At 41.9% G+C, this 21,745-nt stretch carries 20 protein-coding genes; 8 read left to right on the top strand and 12 right to left on the bottom strand.

Going from position 1 to position 21,745, the window contains the following annotated elements; all coding sequences use genetic code 11:
- Positions 1-2: 2 nt before the first annotated feature.
- From carA to H6614_01875, 11 genes are all read right to left on the bottom strand, one after another.
- The gene (gene carA / locus H6614_01925; GenBank protein ID MCB9242415.1) at positions 3-1,097 is read right to left on the bottom strand and encodes a glutamine-hydrolyzing carbamoyl-phosphate synthase small subunit; all 1,095 of its coding nucleotides are present in this window, start codon (positions 1,095-1,097) and stop codon (positions 3-5) included.
- 33 nt (positions 1,098-1,130) lie between these two features.
- Positions 1,131-1,529, bottom strand: coding sequence for an SPOR domain-containing protein (locus H6614_01920; protein MCB9242414.1), 399 nt, complete (start codon positions 1,527-1,529; stop codon positions 1,131-1,133).
- 14 nt (positions 1,530-1,543) lie between these two features.
- The gene (locus H6614_01915) at positions 1,544-3,379 is read right to left on the bottom strand and encodes a S9 family peptidase (protein MCB9242413.1); all 1,836 of its coding nucleotides are present in this window, start codon (positions 3,377-3,379) and stop codon (positions 1,544-1,546) included.
- Positions 3,380-3,468: 89 nt separating this feature from the next.
- Positions 3,469-4,650 carry a low temperature requirement protein A gene (locus H6614_01910; protein ID MCB9242412.1) on the bottom strand — a complete coding sequence of 394 codons (1,182 nt, stop codon included), beginning with the start codon at positions 4,648-4,650 and terminating at the stop codon, positions 3,469-3,471.
- 38 nt (positions 4,651-4,688) lie between these two features.
- On the bottom strand, positions 4,689-7,196 hold the full coding sequence (locus tag H6614_01905) for a DNA translocase FtsK (GenBank protein MCB9242411.1): 2,508 nt from the start codon (positions 7,194-7,196) through the stop codon (positions 4,689-4,691).
- A 34-nt stretch (positions 7,197-7,230) separates the two neighbouring features.
- Positions 7,231-8,064, bottom strand: coding sequence for a 2-phosphosulfolactate phosphatase (locus H6614_01900; GenBank protein MCB9242410.1), 834 nt, complete (start codon positions 8,062-8,064; stop codon positions 7,231-7,233).
- An 88-nt stretch (positions 8,065-8,152) separates the two neighbouring features.
- Positions 8,153-9,235, bottom strand: a complete 1,083-nt coding sequence (gene gcvT / locus H6614_01895; protein ID MCB9242409.1) for a glycine cleavage system aminomethyltransferase GcvT — start codon at positions 9,233-9,235, stop codon at positions 8,153-8,155.
- 6 nt (positions 9,236-9,241) lie between these two features.
- A complete protein-coding gene (gene fsa, locus H6614_01890; GenBank protein MCB9242408.1) occupies positions 9,242-9,895 on the bottom strand; it encodes a fructose-6-phosphate aldolase in 654 nt (217 codons plus the stop codon).
- 241 nt (positions 9,896-10,136) lie between these two features.
- Positions 10,137-12,317, bottom strand: coding sequence for an SBBP repeat-containing protein (locus H6614_01885; protein ID MCB9242407.1), 2,181 nt, complete (start codon positions 12,315-12,317; stop codon positions 10,137-10,139).
- Between the two features lie 1,691 nt (positions 12,318-14,008).
- Positions 14,009-15,244, bottom strand: a complete 1,236-nt coding sequence (locus H6614_01880; protein MCB9242406.1) for a T9SS type A sorting domain-containing protein — start codon at positions 15,242-15,244, stop codon at positions 14,009-14,011.
- Between the two features lie 57 nt (positions 15,245-15,301).
- The gene (locus H6614_01875; protein MCB9242405.1) at positions 15,302-15,550 is read right to left on the bottom strand and encodes a hypothetical protein; all 249 of its coding nucleotides are present in this window, start codon (positions 15,548-15,550) and stop codon (positions 15,302-15,304) included.
- An 82-nt stretch (positions 15,551-15,632) separates the two neighbouring features.
- Here H6614_01875 and H6614_01870 point away from each other — a divergent pair, with 82 nt between their 5' ends.
- From H6614_01870 to H6614_01850, 5 genes are all read left to right on the top strand, one after another.
- On the top strand, positions 15,633-16,586 hold the full coding sequence (locus tag H6614_01870) for a fatty acid desaturase (protein ID MCB9242404.1): 954 nt from the start codon (positions 15,633-15,635) through the stop codon (positions 16,584-16,586).
- A gap of 18 nt (positions 16,587-16,604) precedes the next feature.
- The gene (locus tag H6614_01865; protein ID MCB9242403.1) at positions 16,605-17,060 is read left to right on the top strand and encodes an NUDIX pyrophosphatase; all 456 of its coding nucleotides are present in this window, start codon (positions 16,605-16,607) and stop codon (positions 17,058-17,060) included.
- Between the two features lie 247 nt (positions 17,061-17,307).
- Positions 17,308-18,147, top strand: coding sequence for a DUF2589 domain-containing protein (locus H6614_01860; protein MCB9242402.1), 840 nt, complete (start codon positions 17,308-17,310; stop codon positions 18,145-18,147).
- A 13-nt stretch (positions 18,148-18,160) separates the two neighbouring features.
- Positions 18,161-18,856 (top strand): hypothetical protein, encoded by a 696-nt coding sequence (locus H6614_01855; GenBank protein ID MCB9242401.1) that lies wholly within the window; start codon positions 18,161-18,163, stop codon positions 18,854-18,856.
- The gene (locus H6614_01850; GenBank protein ID MCB9242400.1) at positions 18,853-19,407 is read left to right on the top strand and encodes a hypothetical protein; all 555 of its coding nucleotides are present in this window, start codon (positions 18,853-18,855) and stop codon (positions 19,405-19,407) included. The genes H6614_01855 and H6614_01850 overlap by 4 nt, the downstream gene beginning before the upstream one ends.
- Before the next feature lie 46 nt (positions 19,408-19,453).
- Here the strand turns inward: H6614_01850 and H6614_01845 are convergent, their stop codons facing one another.
- On the bottom strand, positions 19,454-19,951 hold the full coding sequence (locus H6614_01845; protein ID MCB9242399.1) for a hypothetical protein: 498 nt from the start codon (positions 19,949-19,951) through the stop codon (positions 19,454-19,456).
- A gap of 143 nt (positions 19,952-20,094) precedes the next feature.
- On the opposite strand from H6614_01845, the gene rplU reads away from it, so the two are divergent.
- The 3 genes from rplU (at position 20,095) to mdh (ending at position 21,700) form a co-directional block, all read left to right on the top strand.
- On the top strand, positions 20,095-20,406 hold the full coding sequence (rplU, locus tag H6614_01840; protein MCB9242398.1) for a 50S ribosomal protein L21: 312 nt from the start codon (positions 20,095-20,097) through the stop codon (positions 20,404-20,406).
- Positions 20,407-20,417: 11 nt separating this feature from the next.
- Entirely contained in the window at positions 20,418-20,675 is a 258-nt protein-coding gene (gene rpmA, locus H6614_01835; GenBank protein ID MCB9242397.1) for a 50S ribosomal protein L27, read from the top strand.
- 89 nt (positions 20,676-20,764) lie between these two features.
- Complete coding sequence (mdh, locus tag H6614_01830; protein MCB9242396.1) at positions 20,765-21,700, top strand: malate dehydrogenase; 936 nt, start codon at positions 20,765-20,767, stop codon at positions 21,698-21,700.
- Positions 21,701-21,745 lie beyond the last annotated feature (45 nt).

Raw genomic sequence — 21,745 nt, 5'->3', positions numbered from 1 at the left:
GATTAATTCTTTTTATATTTTTCTATGATCTTCATAAATTCAGTAAAAAGATATTTACTGTCATTCGGACCGGGCGAAGATTCAGGGTGATACTGTACCGACATCACGGGGTATTTCTTATGCCTGATTCCCTCGTTAGTCATATCATATAGATTAGTGTGAGTTATTTCCGTGGTCTCCGGATCGATCGTGCTTACATCGACTGCGAATCCGTGGTTTTGCGATGTTATCTCTATCTTATTGAACAACTTATTTTTTACCGGGTGATTTGCTCCCCTGTGCCCGAATTTCAGCTTATATGTTTTTGCGCCGAGTGCAAGAGCAGTTAGCTGATGCCCAAGGCATATTCCGAAGATCGGGACACCTGTCGGTACAAGTGCTTTTGTATTCTCTATTCCGTATTTAACCGCGTCGGGATCTCCCGGACCATTAGAAAGAAATATACCATCCGGCTTATAATCGAGTATCTCCTGATAATCAGTCTTTGCCGGGAAAACTTTCAGCTCAGTATCAAATTGCAAAAACTCTCTTAATATATTCTCCTTTATTCCAAAATCATATACTGCTACCCTGTATTTCGGATTAGATGACTTTAATTCATAGGCTTCCTTGGATGTAACATACTTCACCATATCCTGCCCGGACATCGGCGGGATCTCACGTACTTTCTCTAGAAGCGTTTCCTCGCCGGCTCTCTCACCGGTGATTATACCCCGCATTGCTCCTTCGGAACGCACTATCTTAGTCAGCGCTCTGGTATCAACACCGGTAATAGCCGTTATTTTATTTTTCTTGAGATATTCGTCCAGTGAGGCTTTTCCATCTGCGTTGCTCCACTCATCCTCGTAGCTTCCCACAACAAAACCAGCCGCTTGGACTTTTGATGATTCGGTATCACGGTTGTTAGTGCCATAATTACCGATCAATGGATATGTCATTATTATGATCTGACCGTAATAGGAAGGGTCGGTCAGTATTTCCTGGTATCCGCACAATGCGGTATTAAAAACTACTTCTCCCTTTGCTACACCTTTATAACCAAACAACTCACCCTCAAGTATTGTACCGTTTTCGAGAACCAGTTTGCCTTTGCTCAATTTACTCTCTAAGTATTATTGATTCATTTAAAACTATCTGGGTATTGTATGCACAAATGCATCCGGGTAACCCCGTGATTGTATTCCATTCAGACTGCTATTGGCTGTCTGAACATCGCCGTAATCCCCAATTTCGATCTTATATAGTCCGTCCAGGTTATCCAGCCTTAAAGTAACGTCTCCGCCTAAGCTTGCCTTTGCCTTCTGATAAAACTCATCGGCATATTCCTTATTCCTGAAAGCCCCAAGCTGTATAGTAACCCTGTAAGGCACCTTGTTTTCATCTATCACGACCGGAGGAAGTTTTACAGTGTCCGGTGGAATTATAACATCCTCCTCACAGCAGTCATCATCAAATGACGCGCATGAGTGAGAGGCGAGTGCTATCAAAACCGTAACACATAAAAGATAAAATACTCTGAATTTTTTCATGAGAATATTTTAGTTTATCTTAAGTGTTTTTCTAAAAACTCTATTTTCTTTTTGAAAACATCAATAGTATTTTTTACTCTCGAAAATCCGTGCCCTTCATCTTCCAATATAATATATTCAACCGGCTTATCCTGTTGTTTCAGTTTATTTACTATCTGTTCCGATTCATCTACTACCACTCTTGGGTCGTGCCTTCCCTGGATCACCATTAGAGGACATTTTATATTATCGACGAAGTTTATTGGCGATCTTTCATATAATAATTCTTTGTCTTTTTCTGCGTCTCCTATCAGCCTGGACGTTGCATCCTTCCAGTGCTCGGGGATCGAGTTCAGGAAAGTGAACATATTCGACGGTCCGAATACATCTACTGCGCATTTCCATAGTTCGGGTGCCTTTGTAATACATGTGAGACACATAAACCCGCCAAAACTTCCGCCTACAACAGCGATCTTTTTGGGGTCCACATAGCCTGTATTCTTGAGATAGTCTACACTGGCTACCACATCCTTAAATTCAGCCCCGCCCCAGTCTTTATATATCATCTGCTGGAAGGACTTTCCGTATCCTACACTTCCTCTGAAATTCGGCGCGATTATTATAAAACCTGCATTTGAGAGCACCTGCAGATACCTGCTGAAATTATGCATCTCCTGCCACTCCGGTCCGCCGTGAGGCCACACTATAGCCGGGTTTGTACCGTCCTTCTTCAAACCCTTTGGTACATAAAGCAGTCCGTGTATCTTAAGCCCGTCGAAGCTTTTATAAAAGATATCCTTCGGTTTTGTGTATGCGCTCTTATCGATTCCGCCGACAAGAGAAAATGTTATCTGCTTATTCTTATGCGTCTTAAAATTATAGATATAAATATCAGCCGGGTTTAGCGGGTTATCACAGATAAAGACCAGGTTCTTATTATCCTTTGTAAACTTAAGCGATGAATAATTACCTTTGGGCAGTTTTAGTTTTACAACCTTGCCTGTATCCATGTTCATCAGCTTCGGAGTGTTACTGCCGTATCTGTTTACTGTATATACGAGGTATTTGTAATCTTTAGAGAACTTATATTCGGTTATGTCCCAGTTCTCTTTAAGAAACCACTCAGACTTATCCTTCTTTATGTCATAGTATTTTAATCCCTTGAACTCTCTTCCTTCATCCGATATGTAATAGAATCCCTTTGAATTCTTATCGAATTCTATGTTGGAGTTAAATATCGTTTCCGCAGGGTCATGCTCTGTCGCAAATTTCAGTTTCTTATTCTCGGTATCATACAAGATTATATCCTGGTTGATATTGCCGTAGAATCTCGCGAACGCAATATACTTTTCATTACCGCTCCATGCCTCTGCTACGGTTGGATACCTGTCCTCGAATGAATATATAAGCTTGTTCTTACCTGTTTTGGTATCCTTTGCATAAGTTTCGAAATTATGCGGAAGCTTTTTATTTGAACAAAAGAGGAATTTATCGCCCTTTTTATTGAAGCAAACTATCGACGTCTGGGAATCCTCGAATCCCTTTGACTCATATACCACTTCACCGCCTGTATCAGGCATGCTGTATATCTGGGTTTGCTCGTTTCCGTTCTCATCGCTGATAAATATAAGCCTGTCTTCCTTTGGATAGTGAACTACGCCTTTAATTGCATCATTCCATAGTGAGATCTGGTCAGCCCACCCGCCTTCGATAGGTACACTCCATATCTGGGGTAGTCCCGTAGTATTTGAAATGTAATATATCTTTTTTTGGTCCGGAGATAGTGTAAAACCAGTAATAGATCTTATCGAAAAGAATTGCTCAACCGGGTATCTTTTAACCTTAGCACCTGTTTTCTTCTTGTCAGACATTGTTTATTATTACTTTAAATAAATTGGGATTTTACAAAGATACGTGTTTTTTTAATTAAAGTTTAGTCCAATTATTAAAACGGAAATGCTTAATTTTCCACTTCGTGTCCGTAATATGAGAAAAATCCATATGCCATATTAGCAACAAGCAGAACGATTATTGATAATAGTAATTCTATTGAAGAAAATGATGTCCCAACTAATCCTACAAAAAAGATCAAGATCCCGGTGATGACTTTCAAGAAAGTGCTCTTTACAACATGAGTCGGCTCATTTTTGTCCCGCCGAAGGGTTAATTCGATACACGATGCGAATAATAATACAGCAAATACTGAAAAGCACATCAGAATTCTGACATTCGGGTCGACTATCTTTTCATTACTTTGATTTATCACATTTGATAGACAAGCGCCGCTCATTGCAATAGCCATAACAAGTGGCATGTGCAGATATGCCCAGACAAATGTTAGATAAGTTTTGTTCGCAAAAGGGCGTCTCCCTATATAATAAAAATATATCCACCACATACAAAAGGAGATCGCAATTCCTGCTATACTAGTTAATATAATTTTGCCGGTGATATGATGCTCCCCCGCAACGGTCCCAAGCACCCCTACAATGGATTCACCCAGAACAATTAATGTAAACAAACCAAACCTTTCCGGAAGCTTTGACGTACTGAACCGTGGTAAATAAGAAGTGAGCTCGACTGTTGTGAGTGGTGTCGCCAGATCGATGAATAACGCGGTTCCAAACATCCAGTACCTGTAAGGAACATCCATGAAAACCGAAATGACGACCAGTATAATAGAAGTAATGAATCCCGATCCGTATATAACTCCGATAGACCTCGCCGGTTTATTGTAATATGCTCCCCTTATCCAGAGGAATGTAATTACAGCCCGGGCTATGGCATATGATAACGCAAAACCCGTGTAAGTATCATTGAATGCTCCATGCACGAATACCGCCAGCCCCGCAGAAGGTATCATAATTAGGAACGCAAAAATCCTGTTCTCCGCACCGCCCGACTCGAATCTTTCATTGTACACCGTATAGCCAATCCATACCCACCAGACCGGTACAAACAACAATAAGTACTCGAAAAGCCCTGTCCAGTTCATTTTCAGCGCTAAATAATGAGCCAGTTGCCCCACTGTCACCACAAAGAATAGATCGAAAAATAACTCTATCCAGGTTACTCTTCTGTCTCTGTGCTCATCTTCAGCCGTATTTAATACAGGCTTTCTCCAGACTTGTGGTCTCGCCATTTTTTATAAATATTATTGTTGGGAAGTGGTATTAGAAGTTAGCTGTGAAGGATCTCTTCCAGCTCGTCTTCGGTGATCATTATCTCGCGCCCTTTAGCACCCTGGTTCGGACCGACTATTCCGGCATCTTCCATCTGATCGACTATTCTAGCCGCTCTCGCGTATCCGAGTTTTAACCTCCTCTGGAGTGTTGATGTTGAGCATACCTGCAGTTTAAGCACAAGCCTCGCCGCCTCTTCGAATAGCTCGTCCTGGTCCTCCATTCCGCTCGTCGAATGGGATCTGCGTTCTATTATCGATGGAAGCAGGTATGACCTGGAAAAGCCCTGCTGTTCCCCGATGAACTCCACTACCTTTTCACACTCTTCCGTGGAAATATACGCGTTCTGTATCCTTATCGGCTTGGGTGAATTAGATGAAAGGTAGAGCATGTCACCATTCCTTAAGAGTTTATCCGCACCGCCCATATCTATTATAGTACGGGAATCTATCTTCGATGCTACCTGGTATGCAATCCTTACAGGAAAGTTTGCTTTTATCACACCTGTGATCACATCGACCGACGGTCTTTGCGTAGCAACCACAAGGTGAATACCCACAGCTCTTGCCATTTGCGCTATCCTGGCGATCGGGTCTTCTATATCCCTCTTCGCCGTTATCATCAGGTCAGCCAGCTCATCTATTACGACCACTATATAAGGCATCTTCCTGTGTCGCAGCACGTCGTTATTCCTTAGCTCGCCCGCTTCATACTTTTTGTTATAAGCCTCAATGTTCCTTACACCTGCATTTGCAAGCTTGTCGTACCTCTGCTCCATTTCCATCTCTACACTCTTCAAAATAGACACCGCATTCGACGGGCTGGTTACTATACTCTCGTTTATGTCAGATGACGTTGCAAGGAAATGTTTCTTTAGCTTTGTATACAAACTCAGCTCTATCTTCTTAGGATCTACCATTACAAACTTGAGATCTGACGGATGCTTCTTATAAAGGAGACTTGCAATAAGAGTATTAATACCGACACTCTTACCGGAACCCGTCGCACCCGCTATCAATACGTGGGGCATTTTCGCGAGATCTCCAACGAAAACTTCACCCTCTATAGTCTTTCCAAATGCTATCGGGAGAAGTTTATCCGTCTCTCTGTATTTCTTCGATGCCAGCACGTCCTTTACCCTTACCATCTGAGCAACACTGTTCGGTATTTCTACGCCCACAGTTCCTTTACCGGGAATTGGAATTATCATCCGGATACCCTTTGCCTTCATTGCAAGTGCTATGTCATCCTGGAGAGATTCTATCTTAGAAAGTTTTATGTGCGGTGCCGGGATCAACTCATACAATGTAACAACCGGTCCCGGTGTTGCAAACACCTTCTCTATCTCTATACCGAACTTCAACAGCTTCTCCTGCAACAGCTTCCCGTTTAGAGTCAGCTCTTCATCCGTAATAACGTCGCCGTCATCTTCCGATTCATCCAGCAGGCTCAATACCGGCGTCTCATAATCATCCAGTGTTTCCTCTTCGTAATCATCCTCGTCGCTTCCCGATCCCTCGGCTTCATTATAGTTTTCAGGGTTTATCTCTGTCTCGGAAAGTTCATCCTTTGGCTTGAGGTCAGTCAGCTTGTTTCCAATTCCGCTCCCTGTTCCCGTTAGCAGATCATCTTCCTCTTCTTCCACGTGTACTTCATTCTTCGGACGGTTAATAAGAGTTTCCTTTATCGGCTCCTCTTTGACCTCCTCTTCCACATCTTCTTTGCCAAGTTTGCTTCTGCGAATCTTTTCCTTCTCCTGCTCTACGGGGCTTAGTTCTATTTCCTCTTCGAGCGCGGTCTCGTCTGCTTCGTCCGTTTCCTCTTTCGGTTTTCTCAATCCTTTCAGCTTAGCGAATATCCAGCTGAACATCCTGCTCACCCTGTCCATACTCTTAGGAAGGTTGCCGTCTATAACCAGCATTACATTAAGCACCAGCGCCATAAATAACAGCACCGAAGCGCCTACACTACCGAGCGTTTGATATAGTACCGTCGAAATGTAATCCCCGGTCGCCCCGCTGTAACGCGAAGGAATGGTGTCACTGCCCATGAATATTTTCAAAAGTCCTGCGCACGATGCAGTCACGACCATCAGTAATAAGAAATAGATCGAGAACTGGATTATGCGAGGGAATTTCTTCTTAAACAAAAGCAGTCCTCCATAAAGTGCTATTAATATTGGGATTGCCGCAGAAAAATATCCGAATAACTTGCTCACCAATAATTCCGAAACAATCGCTCCCGCAGCCCCGAGCCAGTTATATATCTCCGCACCATAGGTCTCTTTCCTGAACATTTCGAAGAAACTGAATCGCTCGAGTGCTGCCTGGTCTTTTACTGAATATGAAATTACAGAAAGGAAGACTAATATCCCTGCGAGGGAGAGAAGGAATCCAAAGATCTGCTTCTTTGCGTCTTCGGATATACTGAAATCTTCTGTAGGAGTACCTTTTTTATTAGAACCGTATGACTTTCCTGTACTCCGTTTACTGCTGGATTTTGCCATATTTAATATTCACACTACTATAAAAATACAATATCTAAGCCTTTTTTACACTATCTTTTTCATCTTTTATAAGATTCACTTTTTTTAGCTTCGTTTTAGCTGAATCTTCCGATTCGATCACTTCTTTCAGCTTGATTACACCGTTTCTGAATAATGGTACGAATGGAAGCGAATCTATCTTAGAACACACCTCAAGATCATGTCCGAATCCAAGCGAAGAAAGATATTTCCCGTGCTCTGTGATCTGAAGCATCTCTTCAACAGCTTTACTTGACACTCTTCCCGACGAGGCGAAATAAAATTTACATAGGTCTATCGCTATCTGTTCCGGATCGTCTATACCTTCGAGCTCTCTGCCAAGTGCTTTTCCCAGCTTCATCAATAGTAATCCTGCACAGACAACATCTTCTATACACACATCCGACAGTTTACCGGAGCATACAACGTATAGATCCCCATCGAGCTTGGAAACATAATCCACGACTGCTGAGATATTTAAAAAACTCGCTAGAACAGCAGTCTTGGCGTGTTTTGCCTTCACAATTGAAACCGAGCCGTTCGTTGTGCTCCAGACCAGTATCTTATCTTTAATAGCATCTTCCGTGAACTCGAATGGTGAATTACCAAGATTAAAACCCTCTACTATCTTGCCATCTCTCTCCCCGCAAAGAAGCGAATTTCCTCTGCCCTTTGCTATCCTTGCTGCGGTCGATGCGGTATCTGTCGGAATGATCTCTTTCGCTCCGTTTGCCAGGGCTATCGTCATCGATGAAGTCGCCCGTAGTATATCTATGATCACAACGTTCTTGTCTTTTAAAAACAGGTCGTCGCTTATCAGATTGTTAGATAAAAATAAATTTACGTTCATACAGTTTTAAAGTTTGACTGAAATAAAATTCTTTGCGCAAAGGGAAACCCTCCGCTACCCTGCAATTTTCAGCCCCGTAATCTATCCCCTATAAAAATGGAGTCTTCACCACCACTGCCTTGATCCTGCGTCCCCGCACGTCAATCTCGATCTCGGCACCCGGCTCGTGGTTTCCCATTTCCACGTAGCCTAGTCCTATATTCTTACCGAGAACAGGTGATGGTCCTCCGCTTGTTACATATCCTATTTTGTTACTGCCTGAATATATCTCTGCTCCATGCCTTGCCACCATTTTCCCGTCCACTTCAAATCCCACCAGCTTCCTCTTTAGACCCTCTTCCTTAACCTTCTTTATAGCATCCCTTCCGTTGAATTGTTCGACGTCCATCTTCGTTATCCATCCCAATCCCGCTTCTATCGGGTTGGTCGTTTCATCCATATCATTGCCGTACAGCCTGAACGCGTATTCCAGCCTTAGCGTATCCCTTGCGCCTAATCCGCACGGTTTAATATCAAACTCTGCTCCTGCCTCCATAATTGCATTCCACAATGCCTCGGACTTTTCCTTATCCGACGAGGAATATATCTCAAAACAGACTTTTTCACCGGTGTAACCCGTGTGCGAGATTATAACGTCCTGCCCCGCCACCTTTCCGAATTCGAAACTGTAATATGGTATCACCGAAAGATCCGTGTCCGTTAATTTCTGCAAAGTCTTCAGCGCGTTAGGTCCCTGTACGGCGAGAAGCGATACCTCGTCCGACTTATTTACCAGCTCCACGTCACCGGACACATTCTTCTGCATCCAGTTAAAATCCTTTTCGATGTTCGACGCATTTATTACCAGCATGAAGTAATCACCGCAGTCATAGACAAGCAGGTCATCCACTATGCCCCCATCCTCCATGCACATCGCCGAGTACTGTACCTTACCCTTACCTAATTTGGATACATCGTTCGTCGTCAGCCTCTGAACAAAATCGAACGCGTCCTTTCCGCGAACCTCTACCTCACCCATATGCGATACATCGAATATACCAACCGACTCCCGCACAGCCATATGCTCTTTTAAAATACCCTCGTATTGTATCGGCATTTCAAAGCCCGCAAAGTCGACCAGCTTACCGCCAAGTGATTTGTGTATGTCGTAAAACGCTGTCTGTTTCGCCATTTCTATTTATGAATTTCCTTCCAGCTTTTTCCAGTCGTTCAGGAAGTTTTGCAGTCCTATATCTGTTAGAGGATGCTTCGCCAGTTGCTTTATGACCTTAAATGGTAGTGTTGCTATATCTGCTCCCATCATTGCAGACTCTACAAAATGGATCGGATGCCTGATAGAGGCTACCAGTACCTGCGTATCATACCCGTAATTATCATATATCGTAATTATCTGTGAAATCAGTGCCATACCGTCCTGTGATATATCGTCCAGCCTGCCTACGAACGGGCTTATTATGTATGCTCCTGCCTTTGCCGCCAGCAATGCCTGCGATGGTGAGAAGCATAGTGTTACATTTGTCTTGATTCCCTCATCCGTTAATCTCTTCACCGCTTTCAGACCCTCAGTTATCAGAGGAACTTTCACGACGATGTTGTCATGGATCTTTGCCAGCTCCTGTCCTTCCTTAACGATCTCATCTGCCGTTACCGATATTACTTCAGCGCTTATGTCGCCGTCCACCATTGCACATATTTTCTCCAGCATCGAACGGAAGTCCTTATGACCTTCTTTTGATACAAGAGACGGGTTGGTGGTAACGCCGTCAAGCACTCCCATGTCCGCGGCTTCTTTTATCTCCTCTATATTCGCTGAATCTATAAAGATTTTCATAACGCTAAGGTTTGATTAACTGATGTCGCAAAATACCCAAATTAAGTAATTTTAAAAAGGCAGGAAAGATTTATCTTGACTTTTAAATAATGTATAAACAACTCATTTTAAAACTTTCCCCTCCGACGGAGGGGTGGCGCAGAGCGACGGGGTGGGTCTACGCCGGATAAAATCATTATACTTGTGGCACTTTAAGATGGACAATAGAGCCTATTATTATAGCAATTCTTACTTAAATGCTTTACTTCACAAGCATCATTCTCCTTATTTCCGTAAATCCATTCGCCTCTATTCTGTAAAAATATACACCCGAACCAAAACCGCTCCCATCCCAGCTTACTGTGTGTCTGCCCGCATTTTTATGGTCATTAATTAATACCGATACCTCTCTTCCCGTTATATCGAATATTATCATCTTCACATTACTGTTTACAGGAAGGTCATAATCTATTTTTGTTACCGGGTTGAATGGATTCGGGTAGTTCTGTTTTAGCGCAAACTTATCCGGGATATTTACGGAATTCTCTGTTCCTGTTATCAATGTTGATACTATATTGGAAAAGGCTGAGTTACCTAACGAATTATACGAATAAACACGCCAATCGTACGTTCTCCCTATAGTCAAATTAGAATCATTAAATTGTGTGACATTAGCTCCCGTCGTATCACGTACTGCCCAGGCTGTATCGATGTTATCCCTTCTCTGAAGCACAAACCCGTTCTCATTACTCGAGCTGTCAGACCAGGTGAGCTTTACAATCCCCGTATCAAGCACAATAAGAGCAAGACTGTTAGGAGGATAAGGTAAAAATTGATAGTATATTGAAATAATATTGGAATAACTTGAATTTCCATTTGAATTAAATGCATTAACCTTATAGTAAAAAGTATCCTTAAAGGTCAATCCAATGGAGTCAATGTAAGTGGTAGTATTAGGACCCACTGTATCATGGATAGACCAATTAGAAGATGAGTTTACACTTCTTAGAATATGAAATCCATCTTCGTTTGAAGAATTATCATCATATTGCAATTGAATAAATCCCCCCGGGAGTATATTTCCTAATAAACCATCCGGTGGGATAGGCTCCTGCGAGTATTTTATCAAACAAAAATCAGAACCCGTTCCAAGTCCTAAACTAGCACCAGCAGTAAACACATTTCCATAGATATCTAATGCTATGTTTATAGGCATGTCGCCGCCATTGCCGGGTCCGTTGTATCTTTCTACCCATACTGAATCGCCTGTAGGATTATACTTTATTGTGCAAAAATCATAACCGCTGCCAATCCCAGTACTTTGTCCGGTTACATAGACGTTACCGTTATTGTCAACTTTTACACAATTTGCAAGGTCGGATGTATTGTTTGGACCGTTATATCTCTTTACCCACAACGAATCCCCCAACGAATTGTATTTTATAGTACAAAAATCACTTTGAGTTCCGACCCCATTACTTGAACCGGTAACATAAACATTCCCTGATGTATCCACATCAATAAAATTTGCTTGATCAATACTGTTTTGTGGACCGTTATATCGTCTTACCCAAAGAGAATCTCCTGATGTGTTATACTTTATTGTACAGTAATCGTCGGATGTGCCGCTGCCAAAACTGTATCCGGTAACATAAATATTACCCATTTTATCAACTGCCAATGATTTTCCATTATCACTGACGCCGCCCGGCCCGTGATATGTCCTTACCCATTGTTGAATACCGGCTGAATTGTATTTAATAGTGGCATAATCATAATTTGAACCTCTCCAGCTTAGACCAGTTACGTAAACATTCCCCGAGCTGTCAAGTGCAATGGAAGCTGCTTGGTCGCGACCGGATCCAACACCGTTAAATCTTTTCACCCACAATGAATCTCCCGATGAGTTATATTTTATTGTGCAATAATCATAATCTGTACTTATTCCTTCACTTAAACCCGTTACATAAACATTACCTGTGTTATCAATTGTAAGTGATAGTGCTGCATCAATAAGGTTATCCGGACCATTATACCTTCTTACCCATAAAGTATCGCCTGAGGAATTATATTTTATTGTACAGTAATCATAATCTGTACCGCTTCCTGGGCTTTCGCCCGTGACATACACATTTCCTAAATTGTCTACTGCGATTGAATTTCCGGCATCACTGTTATTACCCGGTCCGTTGTATCTTCTTACCCAAAGTGTGTCACCTGAGGAATTATACTTTATAGTACAGTAATCTTTGGTTACGCCTGAACCCGAACAAGAACCCGTTACATAAATATTACCAAGTTTGCCTACGGCAATCCAGTTTATTGCATCGCTATTCGTTCCTGATGAATTATACCTCGCTACCCACTCCTGCGTAACTTGTGAGATACAATCTTCACATAGGAATGCCGCAAAAGTTAATATCAGTGTGGTCAAAAATTTCATGATACACCCCGTATTTTATTTGTCAGTTTTGTGAAGTGGTAATCTTGAGAAGGTAATCTAGAAGGTAGTAATTGAAGAATGAGAATATAGTATTTCTACTTCAAAAAACTATAAATTTTATATTAAAAAAATATTAAATTTTGTTCTTAAAGTAAAGCCCTGTAAGATATTCCCCGTTGTTTAAAATGTTCAAAATTAGAAGTTTTTAAACGTTTCTACCAATAATGTTACCTCGGTATCTTGTGCGACCTACACAACAAAAGTATATATACGTATCTCCGTAGGAGTCCTTCGGACTAACCCTTTCTTCATTTAAACTATCTTGACTTCACATTATTTTGCATCAGCCCTACCCTTGTCATTTCCGTACCATTGGAGTACCCTAACTTATTCCATGAAAACCCCAGTCATCCAGTAAATACGGCATTATAAAAATTGTCGTAAAAATTATGGAGTTTTCTGTGTCCATCGATTTATCGAGGGCGGGAAAATACTGTCTGAGCATAAGAGCATCCCAATATTAATTCAGCTCTCAACCGCGAGTTTATTTTCCCGAACGGAAAACGGAAATAATTTTAGGCAATTTTTATTAAGCCGGCGCATTTTGGTACTTTTGTGCGAGCAAAAGTACATTCACGGAAGTGAAGAGTTGTTAGACGCATTTACGCCTGGGCCTTGATTTTTTGCTTCTGGAGCCTGCCCCGCACAAGCGGAGCGGATGCGGGGGATCAAGCCAAAAGAACTCACACGAAGTGTGGTTTTATCCCCCCTTTTACAAAGGGGGGACTAAGGGGGGTTAAACAAAAAAGTATATATACGTATATAACCCTTTCTTCATTTAATCTAACTTGACTTCACATTATTTTGCATTGGTTATTCGAATAACTAGGTTCTGCCGTCGGCTTGTTTCTTAGTAGGCACGCCTTCGGCGTTTGATGAACCCGGTATTTACGGCAGGAACGGTAATATCCGCGCTCTGCGGTGTTCTGTTTGTCTAACTTGCATCGCTTTCACTGTTGCTTAAGTAAAGATTGTCAATGTCCTAGGTCGCTAGGCGGGCGGGACCGCTTGATCACTTCTGTTCGAAGGGTCTATACCGGCAGCATAAGCTGTCCCTCGCGCATCAATTGTGAGAGGATCATTTCATGCAAACCGTTGCTTTCTTCACGGTGAGGGATGTTGTGGAAGGGTGATATGTTTATTCCCTTCGGCGGTGAGAGTCTAATAGTGACTTTGGATCGGACCTCTACTAAAAAGTCCGGCGAAACAGTTCAGCCGTCTGTAATGCGATTCTGATCGCGTGAAGGTGTTCCGTCGCCTTTAGCAGAAGGAGCAGTTGTATCCTTATCCTCTGTGGGGTACGTACCGTAAATACTGTATAACGTATGATACAACGAAATCAGGCTAGCCTGTTTATTACACTGTAAGGTGTCATCCCCGTGAAAACGGGGATCCAGAAGATAAAACTAAAAACGATGAAATAAACTAAATCCCTTAACACTAAACAAAAACGAAGAACAGCAAAACCCAACTACCACAACAAAACAAATATTACACTATACCAATAATCACCGAAGGTCTACGACTCATCGAGTCCCCGACTCGTGGAGTGATTCAAAGCCATTACGGAAATCCCCCCATTAAGACGTTCGGGGATAACAATTATCGAAGGATTGACAGATTAATTGAACCTATTTAACCAGAATCATTCTTTTCGTCTCAATAAAGCCCTCTGCTTCCAATTTATAGAAATAAACACCACTTGGAAGACTTATTGCGGAAAAATCTACCTTGTATGAAGCGGGTTCTTTTACTTCATTAAGCAATGTTTTCACTTCCTGTCCCAGAACATTATAAACGATAAGCTTTACAAATGACTTTTGAGGTACTGAAAATTCTATGGAAGTCGAAGGGTTGAAAGGATTAGGATAATTCTGTTTCAAGGAAAAATCACCGGGAATTTCAGAAGATAAAATATGAATGCCAACGGTAGTATTAATAGCAAGATTCCTGCCAGCAGTAACACCTAACCCATTTTTTACTGAAATGGACTTATCAAAGCCGCCTGTTTGAGCATACTGCTTACTCCATGTTATACCTCCATCGGTTGTTACAGAAACCGTATCATCGGTCCTGACCACATAAACCAAATCATCAGTTACATTCGCCGCTTCATATGGAGTTGCAGAAACATAACCGGTGAGCGTAGTCCAGTTCAATCCTTTGTTTGTAGTCTTTCCCATTATGCCGTTGCCGCCAAATTTAAGTCCACCTGCATAACCGGTACTCGAGTTAACAAACATAACGAACTTAAAATCAGCAAAATCACCGGGCACTGAAGTGAAAGCCCAGTTAACCCCACCATTGGTAGACTTAACAATACTACCCCCGCTTCCGAATCCGGAAACAAAGACAGTGTCTTCCGATAAAGCATAAACATCAGTCAAAGATGAAATATTAACATCCCTTGGCAGCCAGGAGTCACCACCATTAGAAGTGTACTTAATCACTCCTCCGGCACCAACAACCCAACCGGTATTCGCATTCACAAAAAACAATGTTCTAAATCCTGTTCCGTTGGTATCATATTTTTGGACCCAGTTAACTCCTCCATTAGTAGACTTGTAAATCTTTCCGCTTATAGAACCAAGTCCGCCAGTACAATATCCTGTATTCAGGTCAAGAAAAGCAATGTCGGTAAGATTTACCGAGGAAGGTATCCCGGAATTAATGCTGAACCAGGAGGATCCTCCATTAGTGGATTTTAAGACTGTTGCGGTATCGCCACAAGTAAAGCCCGTAGTGGAATTAATAAAAAATACACTATGCAGAGCTTTATTCTGTGGATTAGTAACAGGCACCCATTGCGCCAGAGCTGTAGTATAAGTACATAATGAAAGTATGATAGCAAGTAGTAGTCTGTTCATAACATAGAATTTTTGATGTAAGAGATATAAGAATATAAGGATTTTTTGGAAAAGATTTTATTTTTTCACCTTTACCCAGTTCTCCCTCACCTTGGAGATGAGCTTCTCATCCTTTAGCTCCTTTTCCGGGATCCATTCCTCTATATATCCACAGGAAACACATATATAGGAATCCAGGAATATCCTGCGCCATGAGGTCACCGGGATTATCATTCTTTCACCACGCTTGGTAGCCTCGTTATCCGTATATACCTCGGTTGAGTCACATTTGGGGCATTTACCCGATTTTAGCGATTGGTCATTCATAAGTTTGTTTAATATTAAGAAATATTAAGTTAATTTAACTAGTGTACTTTATAAATGAAATTTTGAAAATTAATTAATCTTTATGCTCAGATACAATGCCGATATAAAGAGCGTTATTTACATAATAATAACATCGTCTCTTTTTGTTGCACAATGGGTATGGCTTGGACTTAACCCCTTCTTTTATACATGGTTCTTGTTCATGTCTGTAACGGTAGCAGTAATGACTCACAATCATAACCACCTCCCTATGTGGCGCTCTAAAACAATGAACGTTTTAACTGACTGGTGGCTGACTGTATTTTATGGCTTTCCTATTTTCGCGTGGGTACCGACTCATAACAAAAACCACCACCGCTTCAATAACCGCGAAGGCGACGACTCGATCACATACAGAGTTAGTGAAAAAAATAACTTTCTAACATTCATTTCATATCCGTCGATCAGCGGGTACTACCAGCAAAGGGCTATATTTAATTATCTAAAAGATGCTAAAGCCAATAACAAAGAGAAGTTCTGGCTTTGCATTTCGCAATATGTCGTGCTCGTAGCATGGGTAGCTTTCTTCCTTATTCTCGACTGGAAAAAGGCGCTCTTTTTTGTGATAATTCCACAGCAGGTATCGCTCTTCAGCGTGCTGATATTTAATTATGTACAGCACGTGCATGCCAATGAAGAATCCGAGTGGAATCATTCGCGCAATTTCACCGGTTTTTTGAACTTTCTGCTGTTTAATAACGGATTGCACACTATACATCACCATAAAGCAGGACTCCACTGGAGCAAGGTTCCCGAAGCCCACGCTGAGATCGAGCACAATATCGACCCTATACTTCTCGAAAGAAGTTTCTGGTGGTATATTTTCAGAGCCTATTTTCTCTCGATATTCATTCCAAAATTCAGGACAAACTCTATGCGCCTGGAAAGGATGATGCAGGAAGAGTTGGCAAAGAAAGGACAGTCTTCTCATATATCCGAAATAACGGTGGAAGAAGAAGAGATATCCGGTCCTCAACCGGAAGTCCAGGTCTCTTAAAAATTTCTATTCAATTAAATGGCGAGACAACCAGTTAACGTACTCGTATTCCCTTTCAGAAAAAATTCGGAAGGCGAATACGAGTTCGCTGTTTTTAAAAGGGCTGACAATCCTTTTTGGCAGGCTATATCAGGAGGTGTTGAAGATGATGAGGAATTACATCTTGCTGCATACAGAGAATGTTATGAAGAAGCAGGTATCCCCAAAAACCGCAAACTCCACAAGCTTTCCTCCCATAATTCAATACCCGCATATATTTTTTATGAACATGCTGAGTGGGGTGATGCTGTCTATCTTGTAGACGAACACTCATTTGCCATTGAGGCTCATGATCATAAAATAATTCTTTCTCATGAGCATACTGAATACAAATGGCTTTCTTTTGAAAAAGCAACGAAAATACTAAGATTCGACAGCAACAAAACCGCTTTGTATGAGCTCCATTCCCGTTTAAAAAATAACGACCTTCAATAATTCCCCTTAATTACAATTAGAAATTTTTTTTTGCCAATCAAAGTTTTTTTTGTGACTTTTGTAGCTTTTTAGCTATGAAATATCATCCTTTCTCACTTACTTTTTCGAAAAAATTTATTTGATACTTCCCGGAGTAATCCGAATATTCCGGATAAATCATATGTCTTTACATAATTGCTCCCGCGGACGCAAGAAATGTAGATACTTGCTTTAAAAATCACATTTCAAAAATTAAACACAACAAAAAATGATAAATCCAGGTCAGGAACTCTCAACGATCGACTTTGCAAGCATGATCGGAGGTCCTTTAACATCATGTGTTGACGCGCAGGCTCAGGCTGCAATGAGCACAGTGAACTTCATAAAAGCAGTAGGCTTTAATGAAGATAATGAACCAATTTATGTTTCCTTTAAGTACGATAAGGAGGTATCTCCTTTTATACCGGGCACACCCGCAGGTATAACCTCCATAAATATAACTGCACCGGGATCAGGGTATGCCGCTCCTCCCAGTGTCGATATAGATAATACAGGATCAGGCGGTTCAGGTCTAGAAGCCCAAGCGACGATCGAAGGCGGCACAGTAACAAAGGTCACAATAACCAACCCCGGATCAGGTTACACTAGCGCTCCAAGTATTTCACTTACTCCTGTTTCGAACGATCCCGGTAGCGGAGCAACAGCGACGGCTGTCTTCACCTCTGCGGTACCGGACGTAGAGGCGCAATATAGGCAGATGATGATAGAAGTTCCGATGCTCTCAATAGTACCGATACCTTATATCCGCATAGATGAGGTGGACATAAAATTCCATGCCCAGATCACCACTATGGAATACAAGGATACGACGGATAAATTTGGTGTGGACGCATCACTGGAATTCAAGCAAAGATGGCCCGGAGGTTCGGTAAAGCTGAACGCTTCCCTTTCGTATCAAAAATCCAATACCCAGGGAGAAAAAGTTGATAGGACGTATGCGCTGGACATACACGTTCACGCATCACAGGATGAGCTCCCCGGCGGTATGGAAAAGATCCTGGGCATCCTTGAGGATTCAATGAAATCAAAAACTGCTCCACAAACTTAAAAAAATAGTCACCGTGCCAAAACTAAATGAATATATAGGAATGCTTTTATCGGAAATGGTAAAGGCAAGGGTAACGGCAGACCTTGAAACAGTAAGGGTGGCAGAGCTCTATGCGAGCCACCCTCTACTTAAAAACATGCCGCTCCCCCACATGCGATTACCGGAGATAAAACTAGATATCCCGATTGCGATCAAAGATGTGGATAAGACTGCATCGCCCGTCTATAACTTTCCAAAGATGAAGGAAGTTTTTACCGGTATATACACTGCGCAGATCAAAAAGGAAAACCTTACTATTACGGCTGAAGAAAAAGAAACGCTGGATAAACGAATAGAAGCGGTAATAAAGGAATTGGGATCGGGCAGTACCCTACCGCCAACCGTGGACTACATAGCCGAAAAATTCACATCCCAGCTGACAACCGAGGAAAGCCAGGCGGCAAGAAAGACCGTAAAATCAAAAACCGATTTTACAAAATTCGCAAAGATCTCCGACAGCATCAAAGCCGAATTGATAAAGGAGCTTCCAAAACACATCGAGACCCCGGAAGCAGGAATAGACGTGATCGTCACGGCAAACGAATTACGGGATGCGGTCGAAAAAGACAAGCTTACCGTTATAAATCTTTCCGTCACTGAAGACGGCTACATGTGGAATACTATAACTAAGGACGACGGTAATACCGAAAATAAATTATTACCCGAATGATAAAAGCGATACATTTACCGCAGGTAGAGGAACTGCAAAAACGCGAAATGGAAATACCGGGATTGATCGACTCTCTAAAGGACAGAAGCGGGAATTTTTTTAACAGCTGTCTGGAATGGATCCATGAACTTTCCGACTATATGAAAAAAAATAACATTCCCGAATCGGCGGACATCTCGCTTCTGGAAGGCAGGTTGATCATGGCGGAACGAGGGCAGGTTGAAGGGGACATAGCTTTTAAAAGCAGAGCTTCAAAGAGCAAAATAAAAGAAGCGGTTGGAGTAGAGGCATTGAGGGAAGCTCAGAATGTGATCCTTCGTATAATTCAAAATCCGGTAATGAGGATAGAGGAAGCGGCATCACTTATACGGCAGATATGCGCTATCGCCGAACATAAAGGGCTACTGCAAAACCGTACATTTTCACCAAACCATATAGAATCATTAATAGCAGAGCTGAAGGACGATCCCGACCTTACAAACGGTATAGTAAAGTTAAATGGTATGCTCCCTCAAATAGATCTGATAATCCTATTCGACAGATGTATTTGACAAAGCCATAATGGAATTCTTACTGACGAATCTGCAAAGAGATTTATTAGTTGGTTATCAATACGTCACCCTCGCATTCAAAAACCTGCGGGAATACGGTACCGTTGGAATATTCAGCGTGGAGTTTCAATTGTACAATTGTATCGTGCGGTATAGGCAAATTACCGGTACTAATATAAGATTGGAATGTTCCTTTGGGCAGGAACATATTATCGAGAATATAATACCTTGATGTGTCGGATTGAAAATAAAAATCAACGACTGCGCTATCTTTTAATCCAAATTGTATTGCAAGACTCGGTCCACTCGATGGATTAGGATAGGCAGGTCCAAAATAAAAGCTAAGCTCGTTTGTTGGTAAGGTCGTATCTCGTAAGCACCAGTCATCATAATCACCCCCAAGTATTTCACCCTGCTCATTGGTTACAAGTATCTCCGATCCCGCATAAGGATCATTCCATCCCACCAAACCGCCTCCTGGGTCATTAGAATTACAGGATAGGAATATAAACGCCATAAATACAGCTAATAATAAGCTTCTCATTTCCAACCTCATTTATTTAAGTTAGGTTAATTATTGTCAATATTCAATGTTACAGTCAGTGTTTACCTAAATTATCCATTGGATTTATTTCAAAATATCGATATATTTGTAATTCTATAAATTAGAATTTAGACGATAAATATATGTTTGCAATAGTAGATATACAGGGCAGCCAGTACAGGGTGCAGGAAAACGACAAGATCTATGTACCAAAGATCAGCAAGGACGCAGGCGAGAAAGTAACTTTTGACAAGGTACTCATGATCTCACCCGCCGAAAACAAGTTCGAAATTGGTACACCTGTACTCGATGGCAAAAAAATAGAGGCGACGATCGTTGACCACGTGAGAGATGAAAAAGTGATCGTATTCAAGAAGAAGAGAAGAAAAGGATACCAGAAGAAGAGAGGTCACAAACAGCATTACACATTAATCTCAATAGACAAAATCGCATAGGAGAATAACAAATGGCTCATAAAAAAGGATTAGGAAGCACAAAGAACGGCAGAGACTCACAAGCGCAGAGACTTGGTATCAAGAAATTCGGCGGTGAAAGAGTAAAAGCCGGCAATATTATCGCAAGACAGAGAGGAACTAAGTTCCTTCCCGGCAAGAACGTCGGTCTAGGAAAAGATTATACTATCTTTTCATTAATAGAAGGCAAGGTGTTATTCACCAATAAGGCAGGAAAGAAAGTTATAAACGTCGAACCTGCCAATGCATAAGTTTTAATCCACAGGTAAATGGAAAAGGTTATCGCTGAAAAGCGGTAACCTTTTTTTATTCTCAAAAATTTAAAATCACGGAAGATAAAATGAAATTAACAGTAGTAGGTGCAGGAAATGTAGGCGCAACAGTGGCAAACGTTGCGGCTGAGAAGGAACTGGTAAACGAAATTATACTCCTCGACATTAAAGAAGGTATTGCAGAGGGAAAATCCCTCGATATATGGCAGACAGCTCCTATCCTTGGCTATGACACAAGGGTCACCGGTTCGACAAACGATTATTCGGCAACGGCAGGCTCGGACGTAGTTGTAATTACTTCCGGACTTCCAAGAAAGCCCGGCATGAGCAGAGACGACCTGATCTCGACAAATGCAGGTATCGTAAAGTCGGTAACGGAAAACATAATGAAACATTCTCCCGACACCATAATAATAGTAGTATCCAATCCGCTGGACGTAATGACATACTGCGCGTACCTGACATCGGGACTTCCGTCGAGCAAGGTTATGGGTATGGCGGGAATACTCGACACTGCAAGGTACAGAGCATTCCTGGCTACCGAGCTGAACTGCTCACCGAAAGACATACAAGCAGTTCTCATGGGCGGTCACGGTGATACGATGGTACCTCTTCCAAGATATACGACAGTAAGCGGTATCCCTGTAACGGAATTTATCAGCGACGAAAAATTACAACCAATAATAGAGAGGACAAAGAAAGGCGGAGGCGAGCTGGTACAGCTTATGGGAACATCAGCATGGTATGCTCCCGGCGCGGCGGCGGCACAAATGGTAGAGGCAATTGTAAGGGATCAGAAAAGGATATTCCCGGTATGCGCATGGCTGGAAGGACAATACGGCATGGAAAAAATCTACCTTGGTGTACCGGTAAAGCTGGGCACTAACGGAATAGAAGAGATAATAGAGCTAAAACTGAACGAAGACGAAACGAAACTGCTCAATGACTCTGCCGTAGCAGTACGAGAGGTTATGGGTGTGTATGATAATATGATGAAGGGATAAAATAAAATTCGTATCAGAGTACGAGGTGACGGTGAGCAATTGCCG

The sequence above is a fragment of the Ignavibacteriales bacterium genome, assembly GCA_020635255.1.
Taxonomy (GTDB): Bacteria; Bacteroidota; Ignavibacteria; order Tepidaquicellales; family Tepidaquicellaceae; genus JAEYVS01.
The sequence above is the reverse complement of the archived record's forward strand: the minus strand, read 5'-3'. Positions and strand labels throughout refer to the sequence as shown.

Bases quoted from the DNA above. Each gene is read 5' to 3' on its own strand.
- H6614_01845 (MCB9242399.1), bottom strand. From the start codon at position 19,951: ATGAGAAGCTTATTATTAGCTGTATTTATGGCGTTTATATTCCTATCC.
- rplU (MCB9242398.1), top strand. From the start codon at position 20,095: ATGTTTGCAATAGTAGATATACAGGGCAGCCAGTACAGGGTGCAGGAA.
- H6614_01900 (MCB9242410.1), bottom strand. From the start codon at position 8,064: ATGAACGTAAATTTATTTTTATCTAACAATCTGATAAGCGACGACCTG.
- H6614_01920 (MCB9242414.1), bottom strand. From the start codon at position 1,529: ATGAAAAAATTCAGAGTATTTTATCTTTTATGTGTTACGGTTTTGATA.
- mdh (MCB9242396.1), top strand. From the start codon at position 20,765: ATGAAATTAACAGTAGTAGGTGCAGGAAATGTAGGCGCAACAGTGGCA.
- H6614_01880 (MCB9242406.1), bottom strand. From the start codon at position 15,244: ATGAACAGACTACTACTTGCTATCATACTTTCATTATGTACTTATACT.
- H6614_01905 (MCB9242411.1), bottom strand. From the start codon at position 7,196: ATGGCAAAATCCAGCAGTAAACGGAGTACAGGAAAGTCATACGGTTCT.
- fsa (MCB9242408.1), bottom strand. From the start codon at position 9,895: ATGAAAATCTTTATAGATTCAGCGAATATAGAGGAGATAAAAGAAGCC.
- H6614_01865 (MCB9242403.1), top strand. From the start codon at position 16,605: ATGGCGAGACAACCAGTTAACGTACTCGTATTCCCTTTCAGAAAAAAT.
- H6614_01910 (MCB9242412.1), bottom strand. From the start codon at position 4,650: ATGGCGAGACCACAAGTCTGGAGAAAGCCTGTATTAAATACGGCTGAA.
- H6614_01875 (MCB9242405.1), bottom strand. From the start codon at position 15,550: ATGAATGACCAATCGCTAAAATCGGGTAAATGCCCCAAATGTGACTCA.
- gcvT (MCB9242409.1), bottom strand. From the start codon at position 9,235: ATGGCGAAACAGACAGCGTTTTACGACATACACAAATCACTTGGCGGT.
- H6614_01860 (MCB9242402.1), top strand. From the start codon at position 17,308: ATGATAAATCCAGGTCAGGAACTCTCAACGATCGACTTTGCAAGCATG.
- H6614_01915 (MCB9242413.1), bottom strand. From the start codon at position 3,379: ATGTCTGACAAGAAGAAAACAGGTGCTAAGGTTAAAAGATACCCGGTT.
- H6614_01850 (MCB9242400.1), top strand. From the start codon at position 18,853: ATGATAAAAGCGATACATTTACCGCAGGTAGAGGAACTGCAAAAACGC.
- H6614_01870 (MCB9242404.1), top strand. From the start codon at position 15,633: ATGCTCAGATACAATGCCGATATAAAGAGCGTTATTTACATAATAATA.
- H6614_01885 (MCB9242407.1), bottom strand. From the start codon at position 12,317: ATGAAATTTTTGACCACACTGATATTAACTTTTGCGGCATTCCTATGT.
- rpmA (MCB9242397.1), top strand. From the start codon at position 20,418: ATGGCTCATAAAAAAGGATTAGGAAGCACAAAGAACGGCAGAGACTCA.